The sequence below is a fragment of the Halovenus aranensis genome (assembly GCF_900100385.1).
Classification (GTDB): domain Archaea; phylum Halobacteriota; class Halobacteria; order Halobacteriales; family Haloarculaceae; genus Halovenus; species Halovenus aranensis.
Window position 1 is genome coordinate 226,664 of the sequence record NZ_FNFC01000002.1, and the last position, 14,847, is coordinate 241,510.

The 14,847-nt window shown below is 62.4% G+C and carries 13 protein-coding genes; 6 read left to right on the top strand and 7 right to left on the bottom strand.

Annotated elements, in window-relative coordinates:
* Positions 1-95: 95 nt before the first annotated feature.
* Complete coding sequence (locus BLR34_RS03015; RefSeq protein ID WP_176765225.1) at positions 96-1,205, top strand: Ldh family oxidoreductase; 1,110 nt, start codon at positions 96-98, stop codon at positions 1,203-1,205.
* Between the two features lie 3 nt (positions 1,206-1,208).
* Here the strand turns inward: BLR34_RS03015 and BLR34_RS03020 are convergent, their stop codons facing one another.
* The 5 genes from BLR34_RS03020 to BLR34_RS03040 are packed head-to-tail and all read right to left on the bottom strand — an operon-like array spanning position 1,209 to position 6,044.
* The gene (locus tag BLR34_RS03020) at positions 1,209-1,916 is read right to left on the bottom strand and encodes an ABC transporter ATP-binding protein (protein ID WP_092699292.1); all 708 of its coding nucleotides are present in this window, start codon (positions 1,914-1,916) and stop codon (positions 1,209-1,211) included.
* Positions 1,913-2,776 carry an ABC transporter ATP-binding protein gene (locus BLR34_RS03025; protein ID WP_092699294.1) on the bottom strand — a complete coding sequence of 288 codons (864 nt, stop codon included), beginning with the start codon at positions 2,774-2,776 and terminating at the stop codon, positions 1,913-1,915. Before BLR34_RS03025 ends, BLR34_RS03020 begins: the two co-directional genes overlap by 4 nt.
* Positions 2,773-3,897 carry a branched-chain amino acid ABC transporter permease gene (locus BLR34_RS03030; RefSeq protein WP_092699296.1) on the bottom strand — a complete coding sequence of 375 codons (1,125 nt, stop codon included), beginning with the start codon at positions 3,895-3,897 and terminating at the stop codon, positions 2,773-2,775. The genes BLR34_RS03025 and BLR34_RS03030 overlap by 4 nt, the downstream gene beginning before the upstream one ends.
* The gene (locus BLR34_RS03035; RefSeq protein ID WP_092699298.1) at positions 3,894-4,928 is read right to left on the bottom strand and encodes a branched-chain amino acid ABC transporter permease; all 1,035 of its coding nucleotides are present in this window, start codon (positions 4,926-4,928) and stop codon (positions 3,894-3,896) included. The genes BLR34_RS03030 and BLR34_RS03035 overlap by 4 nt, the downstream gene beginning before the upstream one ends.
* 3 nt (positions 4,929-4,931) lie before the next feature.
* Entirely contained in the window at positions 4,932-6,044 is a 1,113-nt protein-coding gene (locus BLR34_RS03040) for an ABC transporter substrate-binding protein (RefSeq protein ID WP_176765226.1), read from the bottom strand.
* A 616-nt stretch (positions 6,045-6,660) separates the two neighbouring features.
* On the opposite strand from BLR34_RS03040, the gene BLR34_RS03045 reads away from it, so the two are divergent.
* The gene (locus BLR34_RS03045; RefSeq protein WP_092699301.1) at positions 6,661-8,100 is read left to right on the top strand and encodes an MATE family efflux transporter; all 1,440 of its coding nucleotides are present in this window, start codon (positions 6,661-6,663) and stop codon (positions 8,098-8,100) included.
* Between the two features lie 28 nt (positions 8,101-8,128).
* On the opposite strand, the gene BLR34_RS03050 is transcribed toward BLR34_RS03045, so the two are convergent.
* On the bottom strand, positions 8,129-8,824 hold the full coding sequence (locus BLR34_RS03050) for an SDR family oxidoreductase (RefSeq protein ID WP_092699303.1): 696 nt from the start codon (positions 8,822-8,824) through the stop codon (positions 8,129-8,131).
* Positions 8,825-8,905: 81 nt separating this feature from the next.
* Between BLR34_RS03050 and BLR34_RS03055 the strand changes: the two genes are divergently transcribed.
* Positions 8,906-9,991 carry a phosphotransferase family protein gene (locus BLR34_RS03055; protein WP_092699305.1) on the top strand — a complete coding sequence of 362 codons (1,086 nt, stop codon included), beginning with the start codon at positions 8,906-8,908 and terminating at the stop codon, positions 9,989-9,991.
* A 15-nt stretch (positions 9,992-10,006) separates the two neighbouring features.
* On the opposite strand, the gene BLR34_RS03060 is transcribed toward BLR34_RS03055, so the two are convergent.
* Complete coding sequence (locus BLR34_RS03060; RefSeq protein WP_092699307.1) at positions 10,007-10,927, bottom strand: winged helix-turn-helix domain-containing protein; 921 nt, start codon at positions 10,925-10,927, stop codon at positions 10,007-10,009.
* A gap of 122 nt (positions 10,928-11,049) precedes the next feature.
* Here BLR34_RS03060 and BLR34_RS03065 point away from each other — a divergent pair, with 122 nt between their 5' ends.
* From BLR34_RS03065 to BLR34_RS03075, 3 genes are all read left to right on the top strand, one after another.
* Positions 11,050-12,087 (top strand): ABC transporter ATP-binding protein, encoded by a 1,038-nt coding sequence (locus BLR34_RS03065; protein WP_092699309.1) that lies wholly within the window; start codon positions 11,050-11,052, stop codon positions 12,085-12,087.
* On the top strand, positions 12,084-12,860 hold the full coding sequence (locus BLR34_RS03070) for an ABC transporter permease (RefSeq protein ID WP_092699311.1): 777 nt from the start codon (positions 12,084-12,086) through the stop codon (positions 12,858-12,860). Before BLR34_RS03065 ends, BLR34_RS03070 begins: the two co-directional genes overlap by 4 nt.
* Positions 12,861-12,926: 66 nt before the next feature.
* Positions 12,927-14,723, top strand: a complete 1,797-nt coding sequence (locus tag BLR34_RS03075) for an L-aspartate oxidase (protein WP_092699313.1) — start codon at positions 12,927-12,929, stop codon at positions 14,721-14,723.
* The last annotated feature ends 124 nt before the right edge of the window (positions 14,724-14,847 follow it).

Consider the following 14,847-nt stretch of genomic DNA (forward strand, 5'->3'; position numbering starts at 1 on the left):
TCTCACCGCCCCCGTAGTGTCCGCCGAGACGCCAGTCCGTCGAGCCACAGTGGCTGTAGCCAATCATTATGTGGCTCCCTGCCAAGGCGAAAACGATGGTGACAATCGACGCAGACCGCCTCGAAACACACGCGGCGTCGCTGTTGCGGGCGCTGGGTGCGCCGGCAAAGACCACCGAAGATGTCGCCACCTCGTTGGTCGATGCTGACCGCAAGGGACACACGTCTCACGGCGTTCTCCGCATCCCGACCTACGGCCAGATGATAGCTGACGGTGTGCTCGTGCCCGACGCCGAACCCGAGGTGACGACGACCGACGGCCCGACAGCAGTGGTCGACGGCTGTGGTGCGTTCGGCCACGTGGTCGGTCGGACCGCGGTGGAGACACTGGCCGAACGCAGCGCCCAGTACGGGCTTGCTACGGTCGGCATCAGGAACGCGACACACCTCGGCCGAATCGGCGAGTGGGCCGAGCGTCTCGCTGAACGAGAGCTGTGTTTTCTCTCCTTTGTCCACACGTCTGGCGGAGGACTCGTCGTCGCGCCTGCCGGGTCGACCACCCGGCGGTTCTCGACGAATCCTATCACGGCTGCAGTTCCGACGTTCGACAAACTCCCGTTCCCGCTCGTGTTAGATATGGCAACGTCACAGGTCGCCCACGGCAAACTCGACGCGGCCGAGGCCAACGGCAGACCGCTTCCACCCGAGTGGGCAGTCACAGCCGACGGCGAGCCGTTGACGGACCCGGAACAGATGGGCGAGTTCCGTGACGGAGACACGTGGGGAGCTATTCGACCCCTCGGCGGAACCACGGCCGGGCACAAAGGAACCGGCTTAGCTGTGATGGCCGAGTTGTTTGCGGGACTGCTTGGGGGCGGGCCAGTCGCCGGCCAGCGCGACCCCGATGCGTGGTTCACGAACGGCGCCTTCTTCATGGCAATCGACCCGACACAGTTCAGTGACCGCGAGCAGATGGCCGCGCAAGTCGAGGCTTTCGTCGACCACTTCCGTGCCGCCGACCCCCATCCGGAGGTCGCCGTCGGTGACGCTGCATCGGGGTCAACACCACTGCTGCCCGGCGAGGCCGAACACCGAACCGCGCAAAACCGGGCCGAAGAAGGCATCCCACTCCCCGACCGGGTCGTCGACCAGCTCGCGTCGCTGGCGGTCGAACACGACATCGAAGACCCCTTTGCGGGGCAGTAAGCGTCAGACCCCGAGATACCGCTGTCTGACCTCCTCGTTTGCCCTGAGTTGGGCCGTCGATACCGACTCGACGATGCGCCCCTCGGCGAGGATGTAGTGGTAGTCGGCGACCGCGACCGCCGCAGCCACGTTTTGCTCGACCAGAAGCACAGCAATCTCTTGCTGGTCGTTGATTTCGGCGATGATGTCCTCGATGCGGCGCACAATATAGGGCGCGAGCCCTTCGAAGGGTTCATCGAGTAACATCAGCCGCGGGTTTGCAGCCAGAGCCCTGGCAATTGCGAGCATCTGCTGTTCGCCACCGCTCATGTTTTTCGCGTGTTTCTCGCGCATCTCCGAGAGCTCCGGGAAAAACTCCAGTACGGTTTCGATGTCTTTCGGATTCTCCGCGTGGTTGATTGCGAGCCGGATGTTCTCGACGACCGAGAGCCGCGGAAAACAGCGTCGCTCCTCGGGAACGAAGCTGATGCCTCGGCTTGCGATTTCGTACGGTGCCGACCCCGAAAGCTCCTGCCCGTCGAAACCGATGGTCCCGCCGAGCACGGTCGGTTCCGTACCGCCCGCGATTGCCCGCAAGGTCGTCGTCTTCCCGGCGCCGTTACGGCCAAGCAGCGAGACGAGTTCGCCGTCCTCCACGTCGATGTCGACACCGAACAGCACCTGCCCGGTTTCGTACCCGGCCTCGAGCCCGGAGACGCTGAGCAACGTCATATCTCCTCCCGCATACCGCCGAGGTATGCGTCCTGGACGACCTGATTGCCCTGCACGGCATCTGGCGGGCCGGTCGCGATGATGCTCCCTCTGTCGAGGACGGTCAGCCGGTCCGAAATCGAGAGGACGACATCCATGTCGTGTTCGATGAGAATCACCGTCAGTCCACGCTCGTCACGGATGTCTTCGATGAGCGACGCCGTCTCGGCCGTCGCGCCGGGGCTCATGCCACTCGTCGGCTCGTCTAGCAACAACACGTCGGGGTCTGTCGCGAGCGCCATCGCGATACCGAGCCGTCGTTGCTCGCCGTGTGGGAGGTTCGTCGCTTCGGTGCCGAGGTTGGCCTGAAGGCCAACGTCGTCGGCTATCTCGATTGCCCGCTCGCGGCCGACCGTGTGGTGACTGCGCAGCAGGTCCATCGAAAACGCGCCCTGCTCGGCTGTCTGTGCGACCAGGCGGATATTTTCGAGAACCGTCTGGTCGGCAAACAGCTGGTTCGACTGGAACGAGCGCGCCATCCCTAGGTGTGGCCGTCGTTCCTCGGCGTCGGCGGTAATGTCGTCGCCACTGAGATATACTGTGCCAGCAGTCGGGTCGAGAGTGCCCATAATGCAGTTGAACAGCGTTGTTTTCCCGGCTCCGTTCGGGCCGATTATGGCGCGAAGCTCCCCCGTCTCGACGCCGAGACTCAGGTCATCGACCGCAACGACTTCGCCGAACTGCTTTGTGAGCGTCTCGACGCCCAGTGCCGCCGTCGACGGCGACACAGTCGGCTCGATGGTCGGCCGCTCGTCGTCGCTACTCGACAGACCGTCGCCGGTGTCACGCTGGCGCGTGCCTGTCTCGTCGGTGTGACTCATCCTATCACCTCCGTGAGCTTGGTCCGGAGCCACTCGGCAACCGAGCTGAGATAGCCCCAGATACCCTCCTCAGGCGCAGTCAACACCACGACGACAAACAGCGCGCCGAGGAGGAACTGCCAGTAGACGAGTATGTCGCTGAGGTCGACGGTGACGAGAGTCAGTTCCGAGAGGGGGAACTGCCAGAGTTCGAACCCCGTAAGGAAGTCCTCGACGAACAGCCAGGAGAACGCACCGACGACCGGCCCGAAGAAGTAGTTGACACCCCCGAGGACGGCCATCAGTACGGTATCACCGCTGGTGAAGACACTGAGGTTTTCGATTGCGGCACCGGAGCTCTGAATCATCAACAGCACGCCCGCGAGCGCAGAGAAGATGCCACTGAACGTGACCGACCAGATTTTGTATCGCGTCGTGTTGACACCCATTGCCCGTGCGAGTTGCTCGTTTTCGCTGACTGCGACCAGTGACCGACCAAACGGCGACCGGACGATTTGCCAGAGGGCGAGCATCCCGACCAGAAAGACGAGAGCCACTGCCCAGTACCAGTCGAGCGACTGGCCGAACGCTTCGATGGCGATTTCGCCGCGCGTCTGCTCGACGAACGCGGGGAGCGTCCCCTGCGTGAGACCGTTCGACCCGCCAGTTAGACCGGCTGGGTCACGAAGCACGATGAAATATATGGCCTGAGAGAACGCCAGGGTCAACAATGCAAAGTAGATTTCGCCCATTCCGACGATGAGTCGCCCCAGCAGGTAGCCGTAGGCCGCGACGCCGGCTACCGCCAGCGCGACACCGAACAAAAACGTGACGCCGCCGCCGGCCGGCAACAGTCCCGGCCCGTTCGACACGAAGATTGCCGGGATGTAGAGCCCGAATCCGAGAAACATCGCGTGCCCGAACGACAACAGGCCGGTGTATCCGAACAAGAGGTTGAACCCCGCGACAAACAGCATCATAATGAGCATCTTGCTGGCGATAGCGTTGTACCCGAGCAACAGGTCGCTCGAAACCACCGGCCGTAACGCGAGCACGAGGACGAGGAGTCCGAGCGGAATCCGATACCGCTCTAGCCTCGTCGGGAGTCTTGGGACGGACTCCTGTGTCGTCTCCTCTGTCATTCCAGCAACCCCTCCTCACCGAACAGTCCCCGCGGCCGAATCAGGAGGACGGCAATCATCACCAGAAACGGAATGAGGTCGCTGATTCCCTGGACGTTGATCGCAGAGACGCCCGTGATGACAGCGAGAGCGCTCAATACGACGGGAATGAGAAACTGTGCCCAGCCGACCAGCAAGCCGGCGACCACGCTGCCGAAGATACTCCCGACTCCGCCGATGACGACGACGACGAACGCGAGCAACACGAACTCCTCGGCGGCCCCTGGGTCGATACCAAACTCGACGACACGGAGCGCACCACCCAGGCCCGCGATGGCCGAGCCCAGAAAGAACATCGCAGTGAACCGAAGCGGCAGATTCACGCCGACGAACTCGGTCATCTCGCCGTCCTGAACGCCTGCCCGGACGCTTAGTCCGAAGTCGGTCCTCGTGATGAGGTAGTAGACGCCAGCCACCGAGACCGTTGCGACCGCGACAGTGAACAGGCGGTAGGTCCCTACCTGTGTCACGCCCAGGTCGGTCCCGCCGGTCAGAAACGCCGGCTTCGCCGGCTGAACTGCACTCGCGCCCCAGACGAACCGGGCGGCCTCCTCTATCATCAGTGTCAGCCCGAACGTTGCCAGGAGACCGATAATCGGCTCCTTGCCGTACAGCCGTCGGAGAACGACGACCTCGATGACGATGCCGACGACACCGACACCGACGGGTGCTATCAGGAGTGCCGCCCAGAACGGGATACCGTAACTCGCCATGGCGGCGTAGGTGAAGTACCCCCCCAGCATGAACAACGCTCCGTGAGCAAAGTTGACGACACCCATGAGTCCGAGGACAAGCGCCAGGCCGAGGGAAATCATCACCAGAATCATCCCGTAGACGAGCCCGCCAATCGCCTGGTCGATAAACAGCCCCGGCTCCTGGACGGCCGCGTTGCCCAACAACAGGACGCCAGCGAGGCCACCGAGCTTGGCCGCCGGCGAACTTTCAGACAGCAGTCGTTGCGCTTGCGTGCGCGCGTCGAGTATCGCACTCATTGCCTACAGTGAACAGCCGGTGTCTTCGACCGGCCGTGCAACGTCGTCACCGGCAAACTCGTTTTCGACCGAGAACCAACTCTTGTATGGGTCGTCTCTCATCTCGTCTGTGGGCCGTGACGTGACGGTGTAGGTCGGCTGCACGAGCTGGTGGTCACCGGCTCGCCAGTACATCTCTCCGCCGCCTTTCATGTCGACGATTGGCGAGCTGACCTCGTGGCCTTCGAGTGCTTCTCGCATGTCCGGGGCCGCGGTCGATTCGGCTCTGAGTGCCGCGCGAACTCCCTGGTCGACCGAGATGTAGCCAAGCAGGTGTCGCACGTACGGGTCCATCTCGCCCTGCTCGGCGACGCGCTCTTTGAACTCCTCGCCGCCGTCGGTTGCGGGCCCCCAGACCTGCCCGGCAACGTCCAGAATCGAGGCGGCGTCTTTGTCCATCCCCCAGAAGACGAAGTCTTCGAGCTGGTGCATCGCCAGCGTTCGGTCTTCGAGACCGCTGGCGATAATCTGGTTACTGGCCTTCCGCAGGTCCAGTCCGGCGATCAAGACCCCTATCGCGGGCGCTCCCGATGCCTCGGCCCGGTTGACGTATTGTGCGTAGTCGTCACTCGGGAACGGGACCGCCTCGCGACCGACGACGGTCTTGCCGGCGTCTTCCAGCGCGTTCTTGACTGCTGTCGAGGCCGTCTGCCCCCACGTGTAATCCGAGTACATCAGGAACCACTCGTCGGCGGCCTCGACCATCCCGTCGCTGATGCTGTTTGCCAGCATCGAGTTCGAGGCGCTCGGCCGGAAGACGTACTTGCCACACTCTCCGCCGGTCAGTGCATCGGAGTGCGAGCCCGTCGGGAAGTACGTCACCTCGTTGTCGGTGGCCCAACCCGACAGGCGGAGCGCGACCGACGACGAGACAGCACCCGTCAGAAAGTCCACGTTGCCCTCGGTGACGAGTGCGCGTGCACGCTCGAGTGCCGTCCCCGGTTCGAGCTGTGAGTCGTCTGTCGACAGCTCGATATCGACGTCGAACTCGGATTCCAAGTCCTCTATTGCCAGCTCTGCCCCCGTTATCGCCGCGTTGCCGAACACGGCGAACGGACCGGAGGTGGATGTGACCATACCGATGGACACGCTGTCGACTGCAGACCCGCCGCCTGTTGTCCCCCCATCGTCGCCCCCTATACAGCCGGCCAACCCCGTGACCCCGGCCGCACCGACTCCCGAAAGGACGGCCCTCCGTGAGAGCCTGTCGGCGGCCAGTGTTGACGACGTTTCACCATCGCATCGACCGATTCTATCACTGTCTCCCATAATATGGTATGGCGTGACGAGAGCCCGTGACTAAAACTTAACGTCATCGAAAAGACAAATCCGCGCCAGAGTGCGGACTAACGGTTCGGCCTGCCTCTCACACATCTGTCTCTCGGTCCCTGTGGGTCGGCGAGTGTGTTATAAAAGGGCGTCTCAACCGGTTAACGTACACGTCAGGGAGTCGGGTACAGTGACCCGGCCGACCGTTTCCAAATCCTTTTGACTGACCAGTCAGTAAGTCAGATACGAAACGAATGGCACGCGACAAACTCGATACGATGTCTACGGCGACGGCTGTCGGCAACAGCTCCCGTCGTGGCGCGGGCGCGATTCAACTCTCATCGAGTCGGCCCCGCGGTAGGTCCGGCCGTCGCGCCTCGTCGAGAGAGCGCAACCGACGCAGAGATACACTGGGAGTGACAGGATGAGCGGCCTCCGTAGCCGAATCCAGGCGTTGTTCAAAGGCCCCGAGGAGTTCGACCTGACTTCGGGGGATATCGGCAAGCCGCTGTTTTTTCTCTCGATGCCGATTGTCGTGACGAACCTCTTTCAGACTGCCTACAACCTCGCAGATACGTTCTGGCTCGGCCAGTACAACACCGACGCGCTGGCGGCTATCAGCTTCGCCTTCCCGATGGTGTTTCTGCTTATCTCGCTCGGGATGGGTGTCTCGGTCGCTGGGAGCGTCCTCGTTGCACAGTATACCGGTGCAAACGCGGAGCGCGAGGCAGAGTACGCCGCCTCACAGACGGTTACTTTTGCCGCCCTCATCTCGTTCGTCTTGGGCACGACCGGCTACTTCTTCGTCGAGACGTTCCTCGATGTGATGGGTGCCTCCGAAGACGTTCTCCCGCTCGCCTCGAGCTACATGGAGGTCATCTCGCTTGGCCTGGTCTTTATGTTCGGCTTTTTCGTGTTCGTTGCCTTGATGCGAGGGTACGGCGACACGGTGACGCCGATGCTGGTAATGTTCGGCTCTGTGGTCCTGAACATCATCCTCGACCCGTTCGTCATCTTCGGCTGGGGACCGTTCCCGGAGCTCGGGATTCAGGGCGCTGCCGTCGCGACCGTGTTCTCGCGGGCACTCGCGCTCGTGGTCGGCCTCGGAATCATGTTCCGGGGGACTCGCGGCGTCCAGATTCACCTCCGCGATATGGTGCCCGACCTGGGGTATCTACGCCGTCTCGTCCGCATCGGTCTCCCCGCCTCTATCGAGGGGACGGGCCGGGCGCTGTCGATGAACCTCCTCCTGTTCATTGTCGCGCTGTTCGCAGACGAGGTCGTGGCCGCCTACGGTATCGGAACGCGTGTGTTCTCAGTTGTGTTCTTGCCTGCTATCGCCGTTGCCCGCGGGGTGGAGACGATGACCGGACAGAACATCGGCGCAGACAAACCAGACCGGGCAGCCGCCGCGGCGGGACTCGCGGCCAAAGTACTGTTTGGCGTCCTCACGGCCGCGGGAGTCGTCGTCTGGTTCGCTGCTGCACCGATTGCCGACGTGTTCACCACGGACCCGGAGGTCGTCGATATCACCACCGAATTCCTCCGGTACGTCGCGCTAACCTTCGGGTTTATCGGCATCATGCGGGCCTATACCGGGAGCTTCCGGGGCGCTGGCAAGACGCTCACCGCAGCGGCAATCTCTGTGCTGATGTTGGGTATCATCCGGTTCCCGATTGCGTGGGTCGGTGCCGACATGGTCGGCGAGTCTGGCATTTGGGTCTCGTTTGCGATTTCGAACGTCCTCGGAGCGGTCATCGCCTACGGCTGGTACCGGCGTGGCACCTGGCGCGACGGCGACCTCACCGAAGCGAACGTCGATACCGACGACATCGGCACAGAGGGCGTCCCGACCGACGACTGATATCGCCAGCCTCAGACCAAATCGACGACTACAGCTTATCTGTCGAATCGATACTAACCTCGGCGAGTTCGACTCGTCGCGGGCGCGAGGCGGTGAAGGCAATCGTCTCAGCTACGTCTTCGGGGTCCATCGCACGGCCCTCCCAGTGTTCCCAGTCGTTTAGCTCGGTGACGACCGGTCCCGGCATCACGATGGTGACTCGGACCTCCTCGTCGGACATCTCTTTGCGCAGCGACCGCATGAAGCCGTTGACACCGAACTTCGAGGCGGTGTACGAACTGCCCCCTTCCTGTGGGTATCGGGCACTCAGCGAGGAGACGGTAATCACGTCGCCCAACTCGGCATCGAGAAGGCTCGGAAGCAGGGCGTGTGTCACGTTCATCACTCCTTCGAGGTTGACGCGGATACTCGGTCGCAGTTCGTCGAGCTCGGTCTCTGCGACTGGCCCCCCACGGGCGACACCGGCGTTGTTGACCAGCAGGTCGACGCCACCAAACGCCGACTCGACCTCCTCGGCCATCGCGGTCACTGCCTCCTCGTCTGTCACGTCTGTCGGCACGACCACAGTCTCGCCGTCTATCTCCTCGGCGAGTGCCTCCAGTCGGCTCTCGCGCCGTGCGACCAGCGCGACAGAACACCCCTCGTCTGCGAGCGCTCTGGCCGTCGCTTCTCCGATTCCCGACGACGCACCGGTCACGACCGCGTGTCGTCCAGCGATATTCATGTCGCCTCGTTGTCGACCGCTCCATTATGTCTTTGGAAACGAAAAAATAGTCTTTTGACCGACTGTCACCTCACCAACAACATGGACGACGTAGATATCGACGGCACGGCGCTCCGGTCGCAGTTGTCGGCGGCGCTCGGGGCGGATGTTGTCGACGTGGCAGTGCTTCACGACGGGCTCAATCTCTCGCTCGCCCTCGGGACGGCGGCCGAAGACGACGCCTACGTCCTCCGGCGGCCCAACAAGTTCCGTGACTCGGACGGCTTTCTCGACGTTCGACGGGAGTACAGTGTCCTCGACCGCCTCCAGCACACGTCGGTACCTGCACCAGAGCCGGTGTTTCTCGGCGAGTCGGACACGATACTCGACGACCCTTTCTTGGTGATGACATACGCAGACGGGACAGCGGTCCCGCTCGGTACGTCACTGCCCGAGCGGTTCCGAGCACCGGCGGCCCGCCAGCAGTTCGGAGAAACCGTCGTCGAGACGCTTGCAGACCTCCATACGGTCGATGTCGGGCCGTTCACCGACATCTGTGAGCCGCGGACTCCCGGAGACCAGGTCGAGGAAGTCATCGACCGGCTGGAGACTGCGACTGCCGCGACCGGTCACGAACCGCCGGGGTGTTGGGCGGTGGCTGACTGGCTCCGTGAGAACGTCCCGACCGAGTCACGGACCGCCGTCTGTCACGGCGATTTTCGGCCCGGCAATATCCTGTTCGTCGGCGACGACCGGCCGGCAGTCTCGGCTGTCGTCGACTGGGAGACGACGTGGCTCGGCGACCCGCTCACCGAACTCGGCTATCTGTTGCTCCGGTGGCGCGACGACGGCGACCCCACGCCGCCCGTCGAGGAGATCGTCGCGCGACACCCGGACACCGAACGCGACGACCTGACTGGCGACAGCGCACCCGCAGTCGCGCCGTATTCCACCAGCCCGGGGAGTCCGAGCCGTCGAGAACTGGTCGACCGCTACGAGAAACGGACTGGCACTGAGTTCGACCACGACCGATTCTACCGGGCGCTCGCGGCCTTTGACCTCGCAGCCATCTGGGCGGACATCTACCGGACGCAACTCGATTCCAGGTCGGCCGAGGAGTGGGAGCCGAACATCGAATATCTGGTAGCGCTCGCCGAGAGCATCACGAGCGGTGAGTTCTCGCTGTAAGCGTGCCGACTCTCCTCACTTGCGCTCAACAGAGTCGACACTGCCGTCTTCGTCGAGGACGAACGTCACCTGCCCAGTGCCGCCGTCGTAGGTGAGCGATACTCTGAGTGGGTCTTGGCTTGTGACCGTGAGTGTTCGTTCTAACTCTACTTGGGGGCTGAGCTGTATCAGCGTTGTAGCGTCGATTCCCTCCTCGTACCGTGTCACAACGTTTGCCGGGTGTCTGGTCACGCAAATATCTGGTGCGAGCCAGGCGACCAGCTCGCATCGCGCACACCCCAGGACCGCAACCACCTCCTCGTCCAGCGACGCCGTCTCGATGTCGTAGGTCTCGCCTGTCATGGGGTGTTCAATCGGGGCTCCTCGCTGGAGACGGATGTCCATCTCCCCCCAGCAGTGGAAACAGACGCCGTTTCTCGCTTGCTCCATATCGTGTTGCATATCACGGACAGCAATCTCTACGACCCTCTCCATCGAACGCCCGTCGACGGCTGCTGGCGGGAGAGTGGTGCCGATGATATGGTCGTGTTCGTCACAGAACAGGGCGAACCGACCGTGTCCGTAATACGCCCGTAGCTGGCTCGAACACTCTGGACAGACGTAATCGACAGCCGCCGTCCGGTCGCCGTCTGTCGCGCCGTAGCGACCGGTCAGTATCGCGTCTGCAATCTCCAGGCCACTCGATTTTAGCACGTACTCCTCGCCGTGTTTTTCGATGAACTCGTCGCTCAGCGCATCGAGATGGTAGCTGAACGTCCCCGCGTCGCGCACGCCGACGGCCCTCCGAAGCTCTGCAAACCGCATCCCCTCGAATTGCCAGTTGACGCGACGCTGCTGTGCCAACTCCCGCAGGATTGCAAGCCGGGTCTCGTTACCCAGCAAGCCGAAGGCCCCTGTCGGCGTGAGTCGTTCGCCCGACTCTGTTCCCTGCGCCATACCCACGTTATGGGTGTCCGACAAGAATACCTTCTGACACCTATCTCGATATAAATATAAGATTTCGAACTGGACTGCCGTCCAAGAATTATTTAACATCCTACAAGACAACTACGGAAGTAATGGCACAGACAGAGCGAAAACAGGCAACTGGTACAGATGATTCGCTTTTGAGGGCAGCGCAGGTTCGGAAGGTGTACCGAGGGAGTGCTGGTGAAATCACCGCGGTCGACGGTATCTCTCTCGATGTCAGCAGTGGCGAAGTCGTCGGCCTGCTCGGCCCGAACGGCGCGGGGAAGACAACTCTCATCAAATGTTGTCTCGGCATCGTCTCGCCGACAGATGGCGAAATTATCGTTAACGGCGCCGACCCGTTTGATTCGCCGCGAGCGGCCTACCGGTCTGTCGCTGCGATGCTCGAAGGGGCACGAAACGTCTACTGGCGGCTGACCGTCCGCGAGAATCTCCGGTTTTTCGCGGGACTACAGGGGCGACGGCCGACAAAGGTCGACGGACAGTGCGACAGGGTTCTCCGGCGGGTCGGCCTGACTGAGAAAGCCGACGAAGTTGCACGGAACCTCTCGCGGGGGATGAAACAGAAGCTGAGTCTCGCCTGTGTACTGATACGTGACACACCGCTGTTGTTCTTAGATGAACCCACACTGGGACTGGATGTCGAGGCGAAAGAAGACCTCAAAGACGAGATTACGCGCCTTGCAGACGAGGAACACCGTGGGCTCGTGGTCTGTAGCCACGACATGGATACCATTCGAGACGTCTGTGACCGCGTCGTTATCGTCAACGACGGGCGGGTGGTTACGAGAAACAAAATGGATGCCCTTCTCGATGCGTTTCAGACAAGCGCCTACCGTCTCGAATTTGCCGAGACCGGCGATGTGCGCTCCGGGCTCGACTCGTTTCGAACGGAGTGGCACGGTGAGAGACTCGACGTTACCGTCCCCGACAACAAGGCACTGTACAATTTGATGGAGCAGCTTCGCGCGTGTGACGCAGTAGTCGACTCTATCGAGACAGTACAGCCAGACCTCGGAGAGATATTTCTCGAAATCACGGACGAAACGGGACAGACGGCCGGAAGACAGTGCGAACGCGACATCTTTGACGGAGACGCCGACTACACAGCAGGGGTAAAATCATGAAAGCAACAGCGACGTGGGCACTCACACGCGCGGTTCTCGGCAGAGAGATTGCACTGTTCAAGCGATACTGGATAAACTCACTCTCTGGTATCTTGACCACTTATATCATGTTCTTGATGCTGTTTTTCGGCGGGCAGGCAGCCGTCGGCGACACTGCAATCGACGACTCTTTGGCGGGGATTATCGTCGGCTTCTTCCTCTGGTCGCTGTCGTTCAGTGCCTTCCAGACGCCCGCAACTGCCGTATCGGACGAGGCACAGTGGGGAACCCTCGAACAGTTGTACATGAGCCCGTTCGGTCTTAACCGTGTGATGGCACTGAAGGCGGTTGCCGACCTCGCTATCGGTGCCATCACGAGCATCCTGCTGCTCGTTTTGATGATGGTCACGTCAGGAACGTTCCTCGCGTTCAACGTCGGCACCGTCAGCGTCCTCGTCGTGTTGACGATGTGTTCTGCCCTCGGACTCGGACTCGCGTTTGGGGGGGTGGCCATCATTTATAAACGCATCAGTAACGTCTTCCTGCTCGTCCAGTTTCTGTTTCTCGGCGCGCTCGCCGCGCCACCTGACCCGCAGTTTCACCTCCTCCCGCTTGCGTTTGGCAACGACCTCCTCCGTGGCGCGATGGAGACGGGAACGCCGCTGTGGGAGATACCAGCCGCTGACCTCGTCTTTCTCGGCACAAAGGCTGCTGTTTACCTTCTGGTTGGCTTTGTCGTCTTCAGCGCCTGTGTCCGCAAGGCCAAGCGCGACGGTGTACTCGGTCACTACTGAGCTTGCCAGCTCGCACGCGTGCATGCGCGCGCAACCCCTTTACGTGCTGACTCCTAAGCCCCGAGTATGCACAGCTCAGAGACGAGCGCGGCTGCAGAGAGAGACGTACCCGCCTACGACCGAGTCGACGTGTCGGTGTTGGTTGTCGGTGCCGGCGCGGCGGGTGCTCGCACAGCCATCGAACTCGCCGAACGCGGGGTCGACGACGTGCTCGTATTAGGGAAGCGGAGCCACGGCGACGCCCACACGACGTGGGCCCGCGGTGGTATCAACGGCGCACTCGGGACCCACGACCCGGAGGACTCGTGGGCGATTCACGCTGCCGACACGCTCAACGAGGGGCATTTCATCAACGACCCACAGAAAGTCGAGGCGGTCACCAAACAGATGCCCGCTCGTCTCCGTGAACTCGACGACTGGGGCATGGACTTCTCGCGCACCGACGACGGCGAGATCGACCAGCGTTTCTTCGGCGCACAGTCGTTCCGTCGGACCGCCTTTGCCGGTGACCACACCGGCGAGTCGATGCTGAAGACGCTCGTCAGCCGGGCGCAGGAACTCGAAATCCCGTACCGGGAGAACGTGATGATTACGAAGTTGCTCTCGGATGAAGACCAGGCATACGGTGCTGTCGGCTTCGACATGGACAGCGGCGACCCTGTCTTATTCAATACAGAGACGGTCGTGCTCGCGGCGGGCGGATACGCGGCTATCTACAACCGTCACACCTCTCGCGACGACGAGAACAACGGCGACGGCGCGGCGCTTGCCTACGACGCGGGAGCCGAGCTGATGGACATGGAGTTCGTCCAGTTCCACCCGACCGGCATGGCCGTCGACGAGAGCGACCCCGAGTGGGAGCCCTGGAGTGGGCGCCTCGTCACGGAGGCCGTCCGTGGAGAGGGCGGGCGGCTCTACAACGCCGACGGCGAACGGTTCATGAAGCGGTACTCGCCCGACCAGATGGAACTCGACGCCAGAGATGTCGTCGCCCGGGCGATTGCACAGGAGGTTGCCGAGGGCCGTGGCACCGACAACGGTGGCGTCTATCTCGACCTCTCGCACAAGGACCGGTCGTTCATCCGCGAGCGTCTCCCACGGATGTACGAGCGGTTCGATGACCTCGGGGTCGATATGTCGACCGAACCGGTCGAAGTCGCTCCGACCTCGCACTACGGCATGGGTGGTGTCGTCGTCGACGAATACGGCGAAACGAGCGTCGACGGCCTGTTCGCCATCGGTGAGACGATGGCCGGCGTCCACGGCGCGAACCGCCTCGGGGGTAACTCGCTCGCCGAGACGGTCGCCTTCGGCGTCGTCGCTGGCGAGCGAATCGCGCCTCGTGTCGACGGGCCCGGCACGGTCCCCGAGAGCGTCGTCGCCTCCGTCGCAGAGCCCCACTTCGCCGACCTCGCCGAGATGGCCGGCCGCGACGGCGACTACGAGGTGATGGACGTGTTCACCGAGATACAGGACCTGATGTGGGAACACGCCGGTATCCTCCGGGACGAGGAGTCGCTGCAGGCCGGACTCGACCGGCTGGACGAGGTGCGGGAACGCGCCGCGAACATGGCCGTTGGGCCGATGACGAGCGACTCTTTCGAGTTCGCAATCGATGTCGGCTTCATGCTCCCGGTGGCCGAATCAGTCCTGCGCGGGGCACTCCAGCGCACCGAGTCACGCGGCGCACACTACCGGCGCGATTACACCGAGAAAGACACCGACTGGCAGCGCAACATCTACGTCGAGCGAGCGGACGTCGGGGGCATGACCAGCCACACAGAGCAGGTCGGTAGCCCAAGCCCCGCGGTCCAGGACGCACTGGACGAGGGCCACGAACTCGATTACCACCAGCTGGAGTGACCTGCTGGTTCTCCTGTACCGCCTGAAACGCCGGTTCGCTTGATTGGCAAACGACGTTCCTACGGGCGGTAGGGTCACGGGGGCCGGCCAGAGCTTATCATCGTTTGGCCACTATATGGCGTAA

Coding starts and splice junctions, on each gene's coding strand:
- BLR34_RS03045 (WP_092699301.1), top strand. CDS start 6,661: ATGAGCGGCCTCCGTAGCCGAATCCAGGCGTTGTTCAAAGGCCCCGAG.
- BLR34_RS03025 (WP_092699294.1), bottom strand. CDS start 2,776: ATGAGTCACACCGACGAGACAGGCACGCGCCAGCGTGACACCGGCGAC.
- BLR34_RS03030 (WP_092699296.1), bottom strand. CDS start 3,897: ATGACAGAGGAGACGACACAGGAGTCCGTCCCAAGACTCCCGACGAGG.
- BLR34_RS03055 (WP_092699305.1), top strand. CDS start 8,906: ATGGACGACGTAGATATCGACGGCACGGCGCTCCGGTCGCAGTTGTCG.
- BLR34_RS03035 (WP_092699298.1), bottom strand. CDS start 4,928: ATGAGTGCGATACTCGACGCGCGCACGCAAGCGCAACGACTGCTGTCT.
- BLR34_RS03050 (WP_092699303.1), bottom strand. CDS start 8,824: ATGAATATCGCTGGACGACACGCGGTCGTGACCGGTGCGTCGTCGGGA.
- BLR34_RS03075 (WP_092699313.1), top strand. CDS start 12,927: ATGCACAGCTCAGAGACGAGCGCGGCTGCAGAGAGAGACGTACCCGCC.
- BLR34_RS03060 (WP_092699307.1), bottom strand. CDS start 10,927: ATGGCGCAGGGAACAGAGTCGGGCGAACGACTCACGCCGACAGGGGCC.
- BLR34_RS03020 (WP_092699292.1), bottom strand. CDS start 1,916: ATGACGTTGCTCAGCGTCTCCGGGCTCGAGGCCGGGTACGAAACCGGG.
- BLR34_RS03070 (WP_092699311.1), top strand. CDS start 12,084: ATGAAAGCAACAGCGACGTGGGCACTCACACGCGCGGTTCTCGGCAGA.
- BLR34_RS03015 (WP_176765225.1), top strand. CDS start 96: ATGGTGACAATCGACGCAGACCGCCTCGAAACACACGCGGCGTCGCTG.
- BLR34_RS03040 (WP_176765226.1), bottom strand. CDS start 6,044: ATGGTCACATCCACCTCCGGTCCGTTCGCCGTGTTCGGCAACGCGGCG.
- BLR34_RS03065 (WP_092699309.1), top strand. CDS start 11,050: ATGGCACAGACAGAGCGAAAACAGGCAACTGGTACAGATGATTCGCTT.